This window comes from Thalassovita mediterranea (assembly GCF_001458435.1).
Taxonomy (GTDB): Bacteria; Pseudomonadota; Alphaproteobacteria; order Rhodobacterales; family Rhodobacteraceae; genus Thalassobius; species Thalassobius mediterraneus.
The window spans coordinates 17,421-33,010 of record NZ_CYSF01000003.1 but is presented as its reverse complement, the minus strand read 5'-3'; the positions used below and the strand labels follow the sequence as shown (position 1 = coordinate 33,010).

Here is a 15,590-nt window from a genome sequence, read left to right as displayed (position 1 = left end):
GCGCAGTTGGAGCCTTAAAATGAAGCGTTTTACCACTGTCTGCAGACCTCTTGCATCGGTCACGCGCCTTGGCCGTTTCTTGTTGGTGCGGTGCGGCATTGGTCGCCATGCAAAACGTCCGTGGATTGCCAAAGCTGCCGCGCCGCTGGTTGCGACCTTGTTGATCGCGGCGCCTGTTGGGCGTGCAGAAACGGTGACAGAGGGCTGGCGCGAAACGTGGGCGGTGGGATCGATGGCGGGCTTTGCGCCCTATAATCACACGGTCGATGGCACCTACACGGGGTTGGATGTCGAAATCCTGAATGAGGCAGCGCAATCCATCAATGTGGCACTGAACCACCGTCCGCTGCCCTGGAACCGGGCGCTTTTGGATTTTGAAATGGGCAACTTGGACGCGGTGTTCCAACTGGCCCCCAGCCCTGAACGGTTCAAACGCTTTCATATGGTCGGTCCGCTGCGCACGACCCGTACTGTGTTTATGACCCGCATTGATAGTTCTCTGCAGGATTTTGCGGAACTGGATGAGCTGTCCGATCTGGTGGTGGGGATCGTCGCGGGCTTCAGCTACGAAGACAGTTTTGACACCGATGAAAGCATCCTGAAAGAACCGTCCGAGGATGATTTCACCAATATGCGCAAACTGCTTTTGGGGCGTGTTGATGTCATTGTGGGTGGCTATGCCAGTCTGGCCTATGTGGCCCGCGCGCTAGAAGCGGAGGATCAGGTGCGGTTCTTGCCGACACCCTTGGTCGAACAGGCACGCTATATTGCCTTTCCCCGTGATCAACGTGGCGCGGCGCAGGCAGAACGACTGCAAAAGGCATTGGACGCGATGCATGGCTCTGGCCGTGTCGCCAGCATCGTGGAAGGCTACGTAAACTGATGAAATTTTGGCGCTTTCACTCTTTGGGGATCACCCCACGCATCGCGGTAGCGGCGTTGATTATCGGGATTTTGTCCGGCGTGGTCCTTGGCGTCGTGACGCTGTGGATCGAGGGCGCGCAGCGTGTCGAAAATGCACGCAAGAACGCGGATCGCATCATCCTAGCCACCCTGCCACAGATCGAGATCGCCTATTGGGAGGTGGACGTTCCTGACGCGCTCGCCTTTATGCGGGGGCTGTTGCAGGATCCGGTGATTGTGAAAGCTTGGATCGAGGATCCGCTGATCAGCCCCGACCTGCGTGACAGCGTGGGGCTGAACGGTTTGGTGGTGGAAACCCCCGCGGCTGAGCTGCCTGAGGATGCGGTCGCTGACGGCGAACAGCATAATTTCACCCTGCGCAATCGCCGCGATCTGTCGGGCATTGGCGAATTGATGGTGGTTTATTCGTTTCACAGCATCTACCGCGATATTCTAGCCCGTAGCCTTGTGGTGCTGGGCGGCAGCGTGTTGCAGACCATGTTGGTGACAACAGCGATTTTCCTGTTGATGCAGGTCACGGTGATCCGCCCGATCACCCGTTTGCAAACCGCCGCGCTGCGGGTGCGCGATGGGCATCCGTTTGAACTGACGGGCCGCGATCAGCGGATGTTTGACGCCCGCGAACGTGATGAAATTTCGCGCCTTGCACGCGCGTTTCGCCGCACGGTTGGGGAATTGGAGGACAGCCGTGACACCTTGCAAGATCAGGTAGCGGCGCGCACCGCCGAATTGCTGAGTGCGCGGAATGAGGCGGTGGAGGCATCCAAAGCCAAGTCCACCTTCCTTGCCAATATGAGCCATGAATTGCGCACGCCGATGAACGCGATCATCGGTCTGTCAGAGGTGTTGTTGCGGGATGGGTATACCGCAGGCAGTCGCCGCCATGTAGAAGACATGCGCGCCGCGGCGACGCATCTGTCGCACAACATCGACTCGGTCCTTGATCTATCCAAGATCGAAGCAGGGGAGATGGCGCTGGAACAGGTGTGGATCCCGCTGGATGACATGCTGGATTCCGTTTTGATGCAGACCCGTGCGTTAATTGCGGAACGTCCGTTGCGGCTGACATGGTCTTATGACGCTGATCTGCCAGATCAGATCTGCGCAGATCCGCTGCGTCTGCGTCAAATCCTGATGAATTTTGCCTCTAACGCGGTGAAGTTTACGGAATTTGGCACCATCCACCTAAAGGTCGCCTGCGATCCAACTGTGGGTGATCATGCGATGTTGCGGTTCAGTGTGCGCGACACAGGCGTTGGCATCGCGCCAGAACAATTAGAAGAGGTGTTCAAGCCCTTTGGTCAGGCTGATACCTCGACCACGCGGCGATATGGCGGCACCGGATTGGGTCTGTCGATTGCGCTGCGTCTGGCGCAACAAATGGGCGGCGATGTCAGCGTTGATAGCCATGTGGGGCAGGGGGCATGCTTCACACTGTCGGTGGATCTGCCTGTGCGCCCTGCGGCGGCGCGCGAACACCACGGGGATCTGCAGGTGTCTGGCGACAGTGGCCCCGTTTCGGCGATCACCACAATGGCCCAGCGGCTAGGCTATGCAGTGGATCAGACGTCGACCGACACGATTTTGCACGTGGCCGAAGATCAACTGCGCATCACCTGGCCCGCCAGCGATGTGGCGACGCTGGAGTTGGCGCTACCCGTCACCCACGAAGAGTTGCGCCGTGCGCTCTCTTCTACCCAAGGGACCTCTCTTGCGGGTGAGGCGGAGCAGCCTCTGGCTGGTCGGTCGATCCTTGTTGTCGAAGATACGCGGATTAACCTGTCAGTCTTTGTGGCCCTGATCGAAGGTTTGGGCGCACGGGTTCGTACAGCAGCGAATGGTCTGGAAGCATTGGATCAGGTGGCTGATTTAATGCCGGATCTGATCCTGATGGACCTGCATATGCCACTGATGGATGGGCATCGCGCGCTTCAGGTTCTGCAACGTGATTACGGTGCGGATTTGGTGCCAGTGGTTGCCACATCGGCCAATGCAACGCTGGAGGAGCATGAAAACTGCGCCCGTGCCGGTTTTGCGGCGTTCCTGCCAAAACCAGTGGATCCCGCAAATCTGCAAAATGTACTGTCAGGCTTGCTGCCTAGCTTTGCGGAAAGGCAGAGGTCCGTTGCCGACACCTTTGCAGAGCCTGCATCAGATGCGCCGGTTGACTGTGAGGGGTTGGTCGATCAGCAGCGTGGTTTGATGCTCGCGGGGGGCAATTCTGCGCTCTATTCGCAAAACCTTGCGCGGTTTGAACGGAACCTGTCCACCTGGATTGCGGCCCTGCGTGACGATCATCAGGACGCGGACACGCGCGCCGCGATGTTACACGTCATGAAGGGGGCCAGTGGCACAATTGGTGCGGTAAAATTGGCCGAACAGGTGATTGCGCTGGAAAACGGGAACCTTAGCGTCCCGACGTTGATCGCGACGATGGAAGAGCTTGCTGCAGAAATGGCTGCGCTGTCGCGGCCTGAAGCGCCCGAAAAAGAAGGCCCCGCTGGCCATCGGGATTTAGCGGCCCTACTGGAGCTGGTTGCGGCGCATGATATGGCTGCGCTCGATCAATTGAGTGGGCTGTCTGGTGCCGAGTTGCAGGGGGCAGACGCCGACGCCTTGCGCGCTGCGTTGGAATTGCTGGATTTCGATCGCGCCCATCAAATCCTGCAAGAGGTGGTCTAAACACAACGCTGCCGCAGACCATTCAGGCGCGGAACTGGTCGATTTCTTCGGCCATACGGGCCAGTAAGCTTTCTGCGTTTTGTAAACGATCTGCGCGGCTGCTTAGCAGTTTTTCCAGTGCCGCACGCGATCGCGCCAGATCAATATGGGTGGCAATCCGCGCCTTCAGCACTGCAGGCACCACAGGGCGCGAAATGAAATCGCAGGCGCCCAGTTCCAGACCGTTTGCCTCATCCAGTGGGTCATCTAGGTTGGTGACGAATATCACCGGCACCTCGGCCAGACTGGCCGTCGCCTTGATCTGGCGGCAGGTTTCATAGCCGTCCATATCGGGCATCTGAATGTCCATCAGGATCAAATCCACGCTTTCGCGCGACAGATAGGCCAGCGCGGCAGGGCCAGAGGTTTGGGCAATAACCCGATACTGATCGCGCAACAGCCCGTTCAGATGGTGGATGTTTTCCGCGCTATCATCCACGACCAACAGCGTCGGCAGGTCGTCGCGTTCCAGCGTGGCATCCACCACGGGCGCATCTGTGGGCGTGACGCTGTCATCGCCAGCCATATCCTGCGCCGCAGAGGCAATCGCCCAGAGGTTCGGAGAAACAGTGGCAAAAAACTGCGCCCCCAGCGGCCCCATCGCGGCAGTGTTGGCGTCGCGTTCAAACAGTTTCACCCCCAGATGAGTCTCCAATGCGCGGATCTGACGACTGACCGCCTCGCGCGAGACATTTAGCTCTTCGGCGGCGGAGGTGAAGGAGCCAAGCCGCGCCGCTGCTTCAAAAGCGACAAGAGAGGTCAGCGGCGGCAATTTGCGTTTGAGGTGTTTCATGGCCCTTTTCTGAAGGAAAACGCCCCCATGGCGCAAGAGGGGGAATGATTGCAGCGCAAACAAAGTGCGGCTCTGTCGGAAATGGATCAATGGCTGACCATAATGCGCCTGTGAAACGCGGGCCAAATCCCCGACCTTTGGGATGAAACGAATGAGGATGCCATGCGCTACAGCGGTTTTCGTGTGATCAAAGAGGCCCTGACCGGCCACAAGGGCTGGACGCCCCATTGGCGTGATGCTGCGCCGAAATCGGACTATGACGTCGTGATTATCGGTGGCGGCGGTCACGGGTTGGCGGCGGCCTATTATCTGGCCAAAGAGTTCGGCGGCAAGCGGATTGCGGTTCTGGAAAAGGGCTGGATCGGCGGCGGCAACGTGGGGCGTAACACCACCATCGTGCGGTCAAACTACATGCTGGACGGCAATGAACCGTTCTATGAGTTTTCGATGAAGCTGTGGGAAGGGCTTGAGCAGGAGTTGAACTATAACGCGATGGTCAGCCAGCGCGGGATCCTGAACCTCTACCACACTGACGGACAGCGCGATGCGTTTCGCCGTCGCGGCAATGCGATGATCCTGAACGGGTCTGACGCGGAACTGTTGGACGCCGATGGCGTGCGGGCGATGTATCCGTTCCTGAACTTCGACAATGCCCGTTTCCCGATCAAGGGTGGCCTCTTGCACCGTCGCGGCGGCACCGTGCGCCACGATGCGGTGGCCTGGGGCTATGCCCGTGGCGCCGACAGCCACGGCGTTGACATTATCCAAAACTGCGAAGTGATCGGCTTCCGCATTGAAAACGGCAAGGTTTTGGGGGTCGAAACCACCCGCGGCTATATCGGCGCGGGCAAGGTGGCGTCATCCGTTGCGGGTTCGTCCAGCCGCGTTATGGCACTGGCGGGCATGCGCCTACCGATTGAGAGCCATGTTTTGCAGGCCTTTGTGTCTGAGGGGCTGAAGCCGACTATTCCCGGTGTGATCACCTATGGTGCAGGCCATTTCTATTGCAGCCAGTCCGACAAGGGCGGTCTGGTCTTTGGTGGTGACATCGACGGCTACAATTCCTACGCTCAGCGCGGTAACCTGCCGGTGGTTGAGGATGTGGTCGAAAGCGGCGTGTCGCTGATCCCCGCCCTTGGCCGTGTGCGCCTGCTGCGTAGCTGGGGTGGCATTATGGATATGTCGATGGACGGCTCCCCCTTCATCGACAAGACCCATATCGAAGGTCTCTACTTCAATGGTGGCTGGTGCTACGGCGGGTTCAAGGCAACCCCTGCCGCTGGCTGGTGTCTGGCGCATCTCTTGGCGACCGACCGTCCCCATGAAACCGCAACCGCCTATCGTCTGGACCGGTTCCGCACCGGCCGCATGATCGACGAAAAAGGCATGGGCGCGCAGCCCAACCTGCACTGAGTTGAGGGGCCCAAAACCATGATCAATAAATTCACCCGTGACCTGATCGAACATTGGCACCTTGGCTTTGTAGCCAGCGCCGATGCCGAGGGTAACCCCAATGTGTCGCCCAAAGGATCCTTTGTGGTGCATGACGATACCACCATCAGCTTCGCCGAAATGCGCTCGCCCGACACCTTGGCGAATATTGCAGTGCGCCCGCAGGTAGAGGTCAACTTCGTTGATATCCTGACCCGTCGTGGTGTGCTGATCAAAGGGGAGGCGCATTTTGTCGCCCGCGAAGATGCGCGCTACCCAACGCTGCGCCCACTTTACACCAACCGCTGGCCGGAGTTGGAGCCGATGTTCACCGGCTTTGTGGTGATCAAGGTGACTGACTGCAAACCATTGGCGACGCCGTCCTACGACATGGGCGTCACCAGCGAGGATCTGTGCACCAAATGGGCGCAACGCGTGCGCGACATCACCATTGTGCATAAACAAGAGGAGTTGCAGGCATGCTGATCAACCACCCCCTGCTTGGCCCCCGCGATGCGTCCGAGTTCACCTATCTGGGCGATGCCAGCCTGCTGAACCGCCCCGATTGGCAGGGCGAAAACGCGGTGGAGGCATTTCACGATTACCTCTACCTGCGTGACAACCCCGCCGGGCTGCACCGCGAATTGTGGTTTCACGAACAAGGCGACCGCTCTTGGCTGGTCGTGACCCGCAACACCCTGACCCATGAGATCACCGAAGTGGTTCTGGCCAGTGAAGTTGCGAAAAACACCAAACGATTTGAAGGGGATGCGCAATGAGCGTGAACCGACTTCACGGTGGTCTCATCGACCACACTACCGCGCTGAGTTTCAGCTTTGACGGCAAAACCTATCAAGGGCAGGCGGGCGATACTCTGGCCTCGGCCCTATTGGCGAATGGTGTGCGCCTGATGGGGCGGTCGTTCAAATACCACCGTCCGCGTGGTGTGATGACTGCCGGATCAGAAGAGCCGAACGCGCTGGTAGAACTGCGCACAGGTGGCCGTCAGGAACCGAACACCCGCGCCACCACGGTAGAGCTGTTTGATGGCCTGACCGCCCGCAGTCAGAACCATATCGGGTCGCTGAAACATGACCTGTTGGCGGTGAATGATCTGTTCCCGTCCTTCCTAAGTGCTGGGTTTTATTACAAGACCTTCATGTGGCCGCGCGCCTTCTGGGAAAAGCTCTATGAACCCGCCATCCGCCGTGCAGCGGGTCTGGGATCGGTGTCGTTTGAGGATGACCCTGATGCCTATGACAAGGGCTTCCTGCACTGCGACCTGTTGGTGATCGGTGCGGGCCCTGCGGGTCTGATGGCGGCGCTGACGGCGGGCCGAGCGGGCGCGCGGGTGATCTTGGCAGAGGAAGATTTTCTGCTGGGTGGTCGTTTGATCGCAGAAACCCAATCTGTGGGCGATATGTCTGGCGCTGACTGGACCGCGCAGATGCAGGCGGAACTGGCGTCGATGGACAACGTGCGGATCATGGCGCGCACCACGGTGTTTGGCGCCTATGACCACGGGGTTTACGGCGCGGTGGAACGGGTGTCTGACCATCTGGCGGTGCCAGAGGCGGGCAAGCCGCGTCAGATCCTGTGGCGGATCTATTCCAAACGCGCCATCGTCTGCGCCGGTGCGTTGGAACGACCCATCGCCTTTGAAAACAACGACCGTCCGGGCGTGATGCTGGCCGGTGCAATGCGGACCTATGCCAACCGATGGGCGGCCACCCCTGCCAAAGAGGTGGTGGTTTTTGCAAACAGTGATGATGGTCATCGAACAGCCAAGGATCTGATCGCCAAAGGTCTGACAGTCCCCGCAGTTGTTGACACCCGCGCCGATGCGCCGGACATGGCGGGCACCGAGGTGCTGAAAGGCGCGCAGATCATCAACACCAAAGGGCGCCACGGCGTGACGGCGGTAACAGTGCGTCTGGCAAACGGCACGACCCGTGAGATTTCCTGTGGCGCAGTTGCCAATTCCGGCGGCTGGAACCCTAACCTTGGCCTGACCTGTCACCAACGTGGCCGCCCGGTCTGGGATGAGGCGATCCATGCTTTTGTCCCCGGTGGCGATCTGCCCATGGGCCAATCCGTCGCCGGTGCCGCAAATGGCGTGATGAGCACCCACGGTGCGCTGGAAACAGGCACCACCGCTGCGATTGCCGCGCTGGGGGATCTGGGGATCACCGCCACCGCGCCTGATCTGCCTCAGGTTGAGGATCGTCCGGCGAACCTGTCGCCCTTCTGGTATGTGAGCGGCGCCAAACGGGCCTGGGTCGATTTCCAGAACGACGTGACCGTCAAGGACGTGAAACTGGCGCATCAAGAGGGCTTCCGCTCTGTTGAGCATCTGAAACGCTACACCACGCTTGGTATGGCGACCGATCAGGGTAAAACCTCGAATGTCACCGGTCTGGCCGTGATGGCTGAAAGGACCGGCAAGTCGATCCCTGAAACCGGCACCACCATTTTCCGCCCGCCTTATGTTCCGGTGGCGATGGGCACGCTGGCAGGGCGATCCGTTGGCAAAGAGTTTCACCCAACCCGCCTGACCCCCAGCCACCATTGGGCGGCTGAACAGGGCGCGGAATTTGTTGAGGTGGGCAATTGGCTGCGCGCGCAGTATTTCCCGCGCAAGGGCGAAACCCACTGGCGTCAGACCGTGGACCGCGAAGTGCTGGCCACCCGCGCCTCTGTCGGGGTGTGCGATGTGACCACGCTGGGCAAGATCGACGTGCAAGGTGTTGATGCAGCAGAGTTTTTGAACAAGATCTACGCCAATGGCTTTGCCAAACTGGCGGTGGGCAAGGTGCGCTATGGCGTGATGCTGCGCGAAGATGGCATTGCCTATGACGACGGCACCGCCGCCCGTCTGGCAGAGGATCATTTTGTCGTCACCACCACCACGGCCAATGCGGTGACCGTCTATCGCAACATGGAATTTGCCCGTCAGTGCCTGTTCCCCGATATGGACGTGCAGCTGATTTCCACCACTGAGGCCTGGGCGCAATATGCGGTGGCTGGTCCCAATTCGCGCAAGCTGTTGCAGAAACTGGTCGATCCCGGTTTCGACATCAGCAATGAGGCGTTCCCCTTCATGGGCTGTGGCGAGATCACCATTTGCGGCGGCTTGCGGGCACGGTTGTTCCGCATCTCCTTCTCGGGCGAATTGGCGTATGAAATTGCTGTGCCCACCCGGTACGGCGACGCGCTGATGCGCCGCCTGATGGAAGAGGGGGAGGAGTTCAACGTCACCCCCTACGGCACTGAAGCGCTGGGTGTGATGCGGATCGAAAAGGGCCATGCGGTCGCTGCTGAGCTGAACGGCACCACCACCGCGGCCAACCTTGGCATGGGGCGTATGGTGTCCAAGAAGAAGGACAGCATCGGCTCCACCCTGTCGGAACGTGACGGTCTGAACGCTGAGGGTGATCTGCGCTTGGTCGGGCTGAAACCTGTGCAGTCTGGTGAGGTGGTCGCAGGGGCGCATTTGATGAATGCGACCGGTCCTGTCGATGCCAAGCACGATCAGGGCTACGTCACCTCTGCCGCCTATTCGCCGATCCTTGAAACCTCGATCGGGCTGGGGTTCCTCAAAGATGGCGCCAACCGTATGGGCGAGACCCTGCGCATGGTGAACCCGCTGGAAGGCCAGGAAGTGCTGGTCGAAGTTGTCTCTGCCCATTTTGTTGACCCTGAAGGAGGGCGCCTGCGTGTCTGACCTGAAACCTCTCACCCCGCTTGGTGGGGATATCGCGCGGCTGGATCAGATTGGTGTGCTGCGCATCGCGGAAAACCCTAATCTGGCCATTGCTTCCCTTGCGGCGCGCAAGGGTCGCAGTGCGGATGTGGCGCAGACGGTGAAAGCCGCTTTGCAGATCGAACTGCCCCAACCCGGCAAAAGTCGCCGCACCGTCACCCATACGGTGTGGTGGATGGGACCGGATCAATGGATGCTCTCTGCCGAACACAATGCCCATGAATTGCTGGCCGATGAGGTGAAGGCGATCGTTGGCGATGCCGCATCGGTGACCGAACAGACCGACGCCTGGTGCTGTTTTGAGGTGAGCGCGCACTGCGAACACGGCGCTGCCAGTTCCGAGGCGGCGCTTTTCGCGCTGTTTGAACGGCTCTGTGCAGTGGATGTGAGCCAGATGGTGGTAGAGGATGCAACCCGCACTAGCATTCACCACACTGGCTGCTTCCTGATCCGCAAAGAGGACGGGTTCTGCGTGATCGGCCCACGGTCTTCGGCAGGGTCACTGCACCATGCCTTGGTTGAGGTGGCGGGCGGCCTCGGCTGATCTGCGTCCCAATTTGACGGCCATATAAAAGCCTCCGCGTGCGCGGGGGCTTTTTGCTTAAATATTGGGCGAATTCTGCGAGGGCGCGGTGAAATCGTGCTTTTCTGCCCCCTCCGTTTGTCCTTGGGCGGAGGCGTGGCTAGCCTTTTCCTATGACTGAACGCCCCAGACTGCTGATATTTTCCGACCTTGATGGCACCTTGTTGGATCATCAAACATATCAGTGGACCGCAGCACGCGACGCGTTGGGGGCGTTGAAAGAGGCTGGCGCCGGGCTGGTGCTGGCCAGCAGTAAAACCGCCGCCGAAATCGCGCCATTGCGGGCAGCGATTGGGTTTCAGAACTGGCCCGCGATTGTCGAAAATGGGGCAGGGCTGTTGCCTGCAGGGGCCGTTTGTGACGCGCTCAGCGAACGATATGACGCCCTGCGCACCGCTTTGGCCAATGTGCCCACGGATCTGCGCGCGCTGTTCACCGGATTTGGCGATCTGGACGCAGCGGGGGTGGCGGCCGTCACCGGCCTATCGCCAAAGGCGGCGGGGCTGGCCAAACAACGCGCATTTTCTGAACCCGGCACGTGGACGGGAACGGTTCAGGAACTGGATCAGTTCCTGAACCACCTCGCCACGCAAGGGATCACGGCCCAACGGGGCGGGCGGTTTGTGACGCTGTCGTTTGGCGGCAACAAGGCGGATCGCGTGGCCGATCTGACGCAGCGCTACAGCCCCCGCCACACCATCGCGCTGGGGGATGCCCCCAATGACATCAAGATGCTGGAAACCGCCGACATCGGCGTTGTGATCGCCAATCCGCACAGCGCGCCGTTGCCGCCGCTAAAGGGCGAGGGAGCGGGCAAAATCATTCGCACCACAGAGGCAGGACCAAGCGGCTGGAACGCCGCGATCTTGTCTTTGATCAAACAATTGACCGACTAAAGGACCGTAAGACTCATGGCCGACTTTCACCAAAACGGGAACATCGCAACGCTACATAATCTGCGGACCCGATCACTTGACGAGTTGGAGCATGAGCTGTGCACCTTCGCCGATACGCGCAAAATCTCCCTCATCCTGCCGTGCCTATATTCCGAGTTGGAAGGCGCGGCCATGCCCAACATCCTGAAGGAGCTGTCGCAGGTGAAATACCTGCACCGCATTATCATCGGTCTGGACGCCGCGGATGAGGCGCAGTTCCGTAAGGCCAAAGAATTTTTCAAAGGCCTTAACCAGAACCATATCGTGATTTGGAACGACAGCCCCCGCATGTTGGAACTGGGCGCGCGGCTAGAGGCGCTGGGGCTGGCGCCTGCGGAGCAGGGAAAGGGGAAAAATGTTTGGTCCTCAATGGGCTACATGTTGGGCTGTGCGGACAGTTCGGTGATGGCGATCCATGATTGTGACATCCTCACCTATGACAAGGAACTGCTGGCGCGGCTGGTTTATCCGGTGGTCAATCCAACCTTTCCCTATCAGGTGGCCAAGGGGTACTATCCGCGCATCGGTGGGGGCGGTCTGAATGGGCGGGTGACGCGCCTGTTAGTCAGCCCGCTGTTGATCGCGCTGAAACGGGTGATCGGGGATCGTGACTACATCGATTATCTGCGCAGTTTCCGCTATCCGTTGTCAGGTGAATTTGCCATGCGCACCGCGATCCTGCCGGATCTGCGCATCCCGTCGGATTGGGGGCTGGAGATTGGCGTTTTGTCCGAAGCCTGGCGTAATCTGGCGCCCAAAGCGGTGTGCCAGGTGGATATTTCCGACGCATATGATCACAAACATCAGGACCTGTCGCCTGAAGAGGCCGCAACGGGCCTGAACCGCATGTCCACCGACATCTGCAAGGCGATTTTCCGCAAACTGGCCGCTGATGGTACGGTGTTCACCGCTAATGTTTTCCGCACGCTGAAGGCCACGTATTATCGCAGCGCTCTGGATCTGCTGGAGGCCTATTACAACGACGCCCGCCTCAACGGGTTGGAATTGGATCGCCACAAAGAAGAGCAGGCGATTGAGCTGTTTGCCGAAAACATCATGCGCGCAGGTCAGGTGTTTCTGGAAAACCCCTATGAAACGCCGTTCATCACCACATGGAACCGCGTGCATGCGGCAGACAGCGGCTTTCTGACCGATCTGACCGCCGCTGCCCGCGCGGATGAGGCGGAATATTAAGCGCGGTTGGTGATCCAGCGACACTGGTACGGGGCAAGCGTCAGCGCGTCCCGTGCCATATCCACCGGCTCGCCGCTCAGCAGGTCGATCCACACCTCATCCTCGATCAGGTTCATCGACAGATGGGGGATTTCCACCACCTCTGGGCTGACGTTGTGCAGGGCAAAGATCGACTGATGCCGATCCAGACTTTGCCGCCAGACGCCAAAGACCTGATCGTCCAGCGGTAGGGTGAATTGCGTGGCATTGGGGTGGAACGCAGGCTGGGCCTTGCGGATGCGTAACCGATCCGACAGCGCCGCCAGCACGCGGGCATGCACAGATGTAGGGTCGTCCAGATGGGCGTTCAGATCGGGGTAGTGCCAGTTATGCCGGTTGATCGCACGGTTCATGCCGCGCCGTTCGACACTGGCCAGATCATTTGGCGTGGCCAGCAGCGAATGGATGTAGAACGCAGGGATCCCCTCTAGCGACATGGGGATGGTTTGCGAACACAGGAAGCGGTCAAAATGATGCGCGTCCTCGCCGTCAAAGGTGCGGCGCGTGGCCTCATAAAACGTGGTGTTGATCTCATACGGCGCCTCACCCCCGCCGGGCAGGGCGCGCATGGACACCAGACCGCCCACATGGCGCACGGCGTCGATCATCTTGGCCTGCTCCTCATGCGGCAAGATGCCCTCAACAGGGCGCATACCGATGCCGTCATGACTGGCAGTGAAGTTCAGATAGGCGCAGCCCATCGGCGCGGGGGGCATGCCGCTTTGCCATTTGCGCAGCCGCTCAGCCGAACCTGATTGCACCGCATGCAGGATCAGCGGCGGCAGCGGGAAGTTGTAGATCATATGCGCCTCATCCCGGTTGCCGAAATAGCTCATATTCTCGGCCTTGGGGACGTTGGTTTCGGTTAGCAGAATGATCTTTTCGGCGGCGAAATCGCAGAGCAGCCGCATCAGCTTCACCACCGCATGGGTCTGATCCATATGGATCGAGGGCGTGCCGACCTCCTTCCACAGAAAGGCGACCGCATCCAGCCGGATGATCCGCACGCCGTTGTCCACATGCAGGCGGATGATGCGCAGAAATTCCAGCAGCACCTCAGGATTGCGGAAATCCAGATCAATCTGGTCATGGCTGAAGGTGCACCAGACATGGCGCGTGCCGTTTGATGTTTCGACCTCTTGCAGCAGGGGCGTGGTGCGGGGGCGCACCACCGCGTCCAGATCATCGTCGGGTGATGCTTCGAAGAAGAAGCGGTTGTAGGGCGCCTGATCCTGTAGATAGGCGTTAAACCATGTGCCTTGGCTGGAGACATGGTTCAGCACCAGATCCGACATCAGCTGAAAATCCCCCGCGATGCGGTTGATATCGGGCCAATCGCCCAGCTGCGCGTTCACAGCGTAAAAATCGGTGACGGCAAACCCATCGTCGGAGGTGAAGGGAAAAAACGGTAGGATATGCACGCTGTTCACCACACCCTTCAGCCGACGCAGCAGGAAGTCATGCAGCAGGTCCAGCGGTTTGTGCGCGCTATCCTGGATCGAATTGCCATAGGTGATGATCAGCGCGTCCCGTTCGCTCCACTGGTTGTTGCCGGGGCGACGGGCGCGTTTACGCGGCTGTGCCTCCTCCTCAGGCCAGAATGCGGCGCGGATCTGATCCTTGAGCGCGCCGGCATCAAGGTCAGGGTAAATCTGGTTGATCAGATCGATCAGTTTGGCGTCAAGCGTATTGGTAAATGCAGCAGTCATTGCGCAAGCGTGGCGCCAATTTTCAGACCCCACAAGGATAGACCACACCTCAGCCAGATACCCGGACCAAGTGACTAAAATTTGGGCGATTTTCGCGAGGATGGCCGCAGCGGACACCTTGAACGTGGGCTGTGCGGCTTATATCTTTTTGAGACAGTTTTAAGATTGAATTTCCGATGTATGCGCCTTTCGACCTGATGGCCCAAATCGCCGAGGCTCCGACCTTGGATGCCAAGTACCGCCTGTTCGCCGCCTTTATGGAGGCCGAATATGGCTATGTCGGTGTGAACTACGGATTGTTTCTGGATACACGCAGCAAACATACGATCCACAACAATCATCTGTCACAACGTAGCGGGTTGCCGGATGAATGGCGCCAAATCTACCAGCAGAACAACTTCGCACAGGACGATTTCGGGATGCTGGTCGGGGCGTTGACCCGCAAACCGATTTTGCAATCCAGTTTCTATTCATTGCTGGATCAGGGCGAATTGCAACCAAATTACGCGCGTGTGATTGATGGTGTGCGGAACTTCGTTTCTGCTGGTGTTGTCTTGCCGCTAGAGGCGAACGGTGTGCGCGGTATTTTGGGATTGTTTGATCCCAGCGGGGATATCGTAAAGCATGACGCCCGTTTTGAACGTGACCGTCCGGTGATCGAAACACTGGCCAATCAATTGCATCGGTGCAGCAACTGGTCGCAAGAGGTGGTGCGCCAGATGGGATTGAGCGAGATGAACCTGCGCGTGCTGCGTCTGCGTGCGCAGGGGCTGCTGGTCAAAGAAGTGTTGTTTGAAATCGGACGCGACAATCCCAAAACCGTCGACAACCACATGCTGCGGGTACGTCAGGCGTTGGGGACGCGCAATGATATGGAAACCGTTCACCGCGCGGCCAAGCTGGGCCTGCTATCCCATCCAGAGCACACAGAGCCTGACGATATGATCCTTTGGGCGCAGCAGTTGGATCTGGGACACAGTCGCTAATGTCCGGACGGCTTATGCCTGTGATCAGACATGTCTTGCGCGCCATCTATGTGGCGAATTGTATTTTTATCTTGCAATTTTAAGTGCGTATCGTGATTTGCAAAAATGTCGGTATGTTGTTGCAATTGTCTTAAAACTTGCAAAATGACAGATATGTGCGTAATGTAGTTCGCGTTCCTACCGCCACAGTAAAGGTCAATGATACCTTTCTTGGCGATGCGCGGGGGGCGATACGGGATGGGTTTTCATCCGTGTTGGTTCCTGACAAACGCTCCATTGGGACGGACCTACGGGTCGCCGGTGAACCTCACCGGTTTCGAGCAGGAGCAGGCCAAAAAGAGATGTCGATGCAGTGCAAGACATCCGTTTTAGGCGATTTGATCGCTTTCGAATTATCAGGCTGATTGTGCCTATTTAGGCATCCGTCGCTTTGCGCCGTACCGGCTGTTTGGGCCGTCTGGCGTGGTGTGTCGACGGGATGGTTCCGGCCGCGTGTGGTGTCACGAGTATTA

12 protein-coding genes are annotated in these 15,590 nt (G+C 58.9%); 10 read left to right on the top strand and 2 right to left on the bottom strand.

Annotated features, from left to right (window positions below; genetic code table 11):
• Positions 1 to 19: 19 nt before the first annotated feature.
• Complete coding sequence (locus TM5383_RS02345; protein WP_058317452.1) at positions 20 to 883, top strand: substrate-binding periplasmic protein; 864 nt, start codon at positions 20 to 22, stop codon at positions 881 to 883.
• Positions 883 to 3,606: an ATP-binding protein gene (locus TM5383_RS02340; protein WP_058317451.1), complete on the top strand. Its 2,724-nt coding sequence runs from the start codon at positions 883 to 885 to the stop codon at positions 3,604 to 3,606. The genes TM5383_RS02345 and TM5383_RS02340 overlap by 1 nt, the downstream gene beginning before the upstream one ends.
• A gap of 22 nt (positions 3,607 to 3,628) precedes the next feature.
• On the opposite strand, the gene TM5383_RS02335 is transcribed toward TM5383_RS02340, so the two are convergent.
• Complete coding sequence (locus tag TM5383_RS02335) at positions 3,629 to 4,438, bottom strand: response regulator (RefSeq protein WP_058317450.1); 810 nt, start codon at positions 4,436 to 4,438, stop codon at positions 3,629 to 3,631.
• Between the two features lie 162 nt (positions 4,439 to 4,600).
• Between TM5383_RS02335 and TM5383_RS02330 the strand changes: the two genes are divergently transcribed.
• The 7 genes from TM5383_RS02330 to TM5383_RS02300 all read left to right on the top strand — a co-directional run bounded on the left by TM5383_RS02330 (position 4,601) and on the right by TM5383_RS02300 (position 12,344).
• Positions 4,601 to 5,851, top strand: coding sequence for a sarcosine oxidase subunit beta family protein (locus TM5383_RS02330; protein WP_058317449.1), 1,251 nt, complete (start codon positions 4,601 to 4,603; stop codon positions 5,849 to 5,851).
• 18 nt (positions 5,852 to 5,869) lie between these two features.
• Positions 5,870 to 6,355 carry a pyridoxamine 5'-phosphate oxidase family protein gene (locus TM5383_RS02325; protein ID WP_058317448.1) on the top strand — a complete coding sequence of 162 codons (486 nt, stop codon included), beginning with the start codon at positions 5,870 to 5,872 and terminating at the stop codon, positions 6,353 to 6,355.
• Complete coding sequence (locus tag TM5383_RS02320; protein ID WP_058317447.1) at positions 6,349 to 6,648, top strand: sarcosine oxidase subunit delta; 300 nt, start codon at positions 6,349 to 6,351, stop codon at positions 6,646 to 6,648. The genes TM5383_RS02325 and TM5383_RS02320 overlap by 7 nt, the downstream gene beginning before the upstream one ends.
• Entirely contained in the window at positions 6,645 to 9,593 is a 2,949-nt protein-coding gene (locus TM5383_RS02315; RefSeq protein ID WP_058317446.1) for a sarcosine oxidase subunit alpha family protein, read from the top strand. The genes TM5383_RS02320 and TM5383_RS02315 overlap by 4 nt, the downstream gene beginning before the upstream one ends.
• Positions 9,586 to 10,176: a sarcosine oxidase subunit gamma gene (locus TM5383_RS02310; protein ID WP_058317445.1), complete on the top strand. Its 591-nt coding sequence runs from the start codon at positions 9,586 to 9,588 to the stop codon at positions 10,174 to 10,176. Before TM5383_RS02315 ends, TM5383_RS02310 begins: the two co-directional genes overlap by 8 nt.
• A 152-nt stretch (positions 10,177 to 10,328) precedes the next feature.
• A complete protein-coding gene (locus TM5383_RS02305) occupies positions 10,329 to 11,111 on the top strand; it encodes an HAD-IIB family hydrolase (RefSeq protein ID WP_058317444.1) in 783 nt (260 codons plus the stop codon).
• Between the two features lie 15 nt (positions 11,112 to 11,126).
• A complete protein-coding gene (locus tag TM5383_RS02300) occupies positions 11,127 to 12,344 on the top strand; it encodes a glycosyltransferase family protein (protein ID WP_058317443.1) in 1,218 nt (405 codons plus the stop codon).
• On the opposite strand, the gene TM5383_RS02295 is transcribed toward TM5383_RS02300, so the two are convergent.
• Positions 12,341 to 14,092, bottom strand: coding sequence for an alpha-amylase family glycosyl hydrolase (locus TM5383_RS02295; protein ID WP_058317442.1), 1,752 nt, complete (start codon positions 14,090 to 14,092; stop codon positions 12,341 to 12,343). The two genes, TM5383_RS02300 and TM5383_RS02295, sit on opposite strands and share 4 nt — an antisense overlap.
• A 176-nt stretch (positions 14,093 to 14,268) precedes the next feature.
• Here TM5383_RS02295 and TM5383_RS02290 point away from each other — a divergent pair, with 176 nt between their 5' ends.
• Positions 14,269 to 15,078, top strand: a complete 810-nt coding sequence (locus tag TM5383_RS02290) for an autoinducer binding domain-containing protein (protein ID WP_058317441.1) — start codon at positions 14,269 to 14,271, stop codon at positions 15,076 to 15,078.
• Positions 15,079 to 15,590: the final 512 nt, after the last annotated feature.

What these genes read in the sequence shown, in the direction of transcription:
- TM5383_RS02345 (WP_058317452.1), top strand. Translation starts at nt 20, where the DNA reads ATGAAGCGTTTTACCACTGTCTGCAGACCTCTTGCATCGGTCACGCGC.
- TM5383_RS02340 (WP_058317451.1), top strand. Translation starts at nt 883, where the DNA reads ATGAAATTTTGGCGCTTTCACTCTTTGGGGATCACCCCACGCATCGCG.
- TM5383_RS02335 (WP_058317450.1), bottom strand. Translation starts at nt 4,438, where the DNA reads ATGAAACACCTCAAACGCAAATTGCCGCCGCTGACCTCTCTTGTCGCT.
- TM5383_RS02330 (WP_058317449.1), top strand. Translation starts at nt 4,601, where the DNA reads ATGCGCTACAGCGGTTTTCGTGTGATCAAAGAGGCCCTGACCGGCCAC.
- TM5383_RS02325 (WP_058317448.1), top strand. Translation starts at nt 5,870, where the DNA reads ATGATCAATAAATTCACCCGTGACCTGATCGAACATTGGCACCTTGGC.
- TM5383_RS02320 (WP_058317447.1), top strand. Translation starts at nt 6,349, where the DNA reads ATGCTGATCAACCACCCCCTGCTTGGCCCCCGCGATGCGTCCGAGTTC.
- TM5383_RS02315 (WP_058317446.1), top strand. Translation starts at nt 6,645, where the DNA reads ATGAGCGTGAACCGACTTCACGGTGGTCTCATCGACCACACTACCGCG.
- TM5383_RS02305 (WP_058317444.1), top strand. Translation starts at nt 10,329, where the DNA reads ATGACTGAACGCCCCAGACTGCTGATATTTTCCGACCTTGATGGCACC.
- TM5383_RS02300 (WP_058317443.1), top strand. Translation starts at nt 11,127, where the DNA reads ATGGCCGACTTTCACCAAAACGGGAACATCGCAACGCTACATAATCTG.
- TM5383_RS02295 (WP_058317442.1), bottom strand. Translation starts at nt 14,092, where the DNA reads ATGACTGCTGCATTTACCAATACGCTTGACGCCAAACTGATCGATCTG.
- TM5383_RS02290 (WP_058317441.1), top strand. Translation starts at nt 14,269, where the DNA reads ATGTATGCGCCTTTCGACCTGATGGCCCAAATCGCCGAGGCTCCGACC.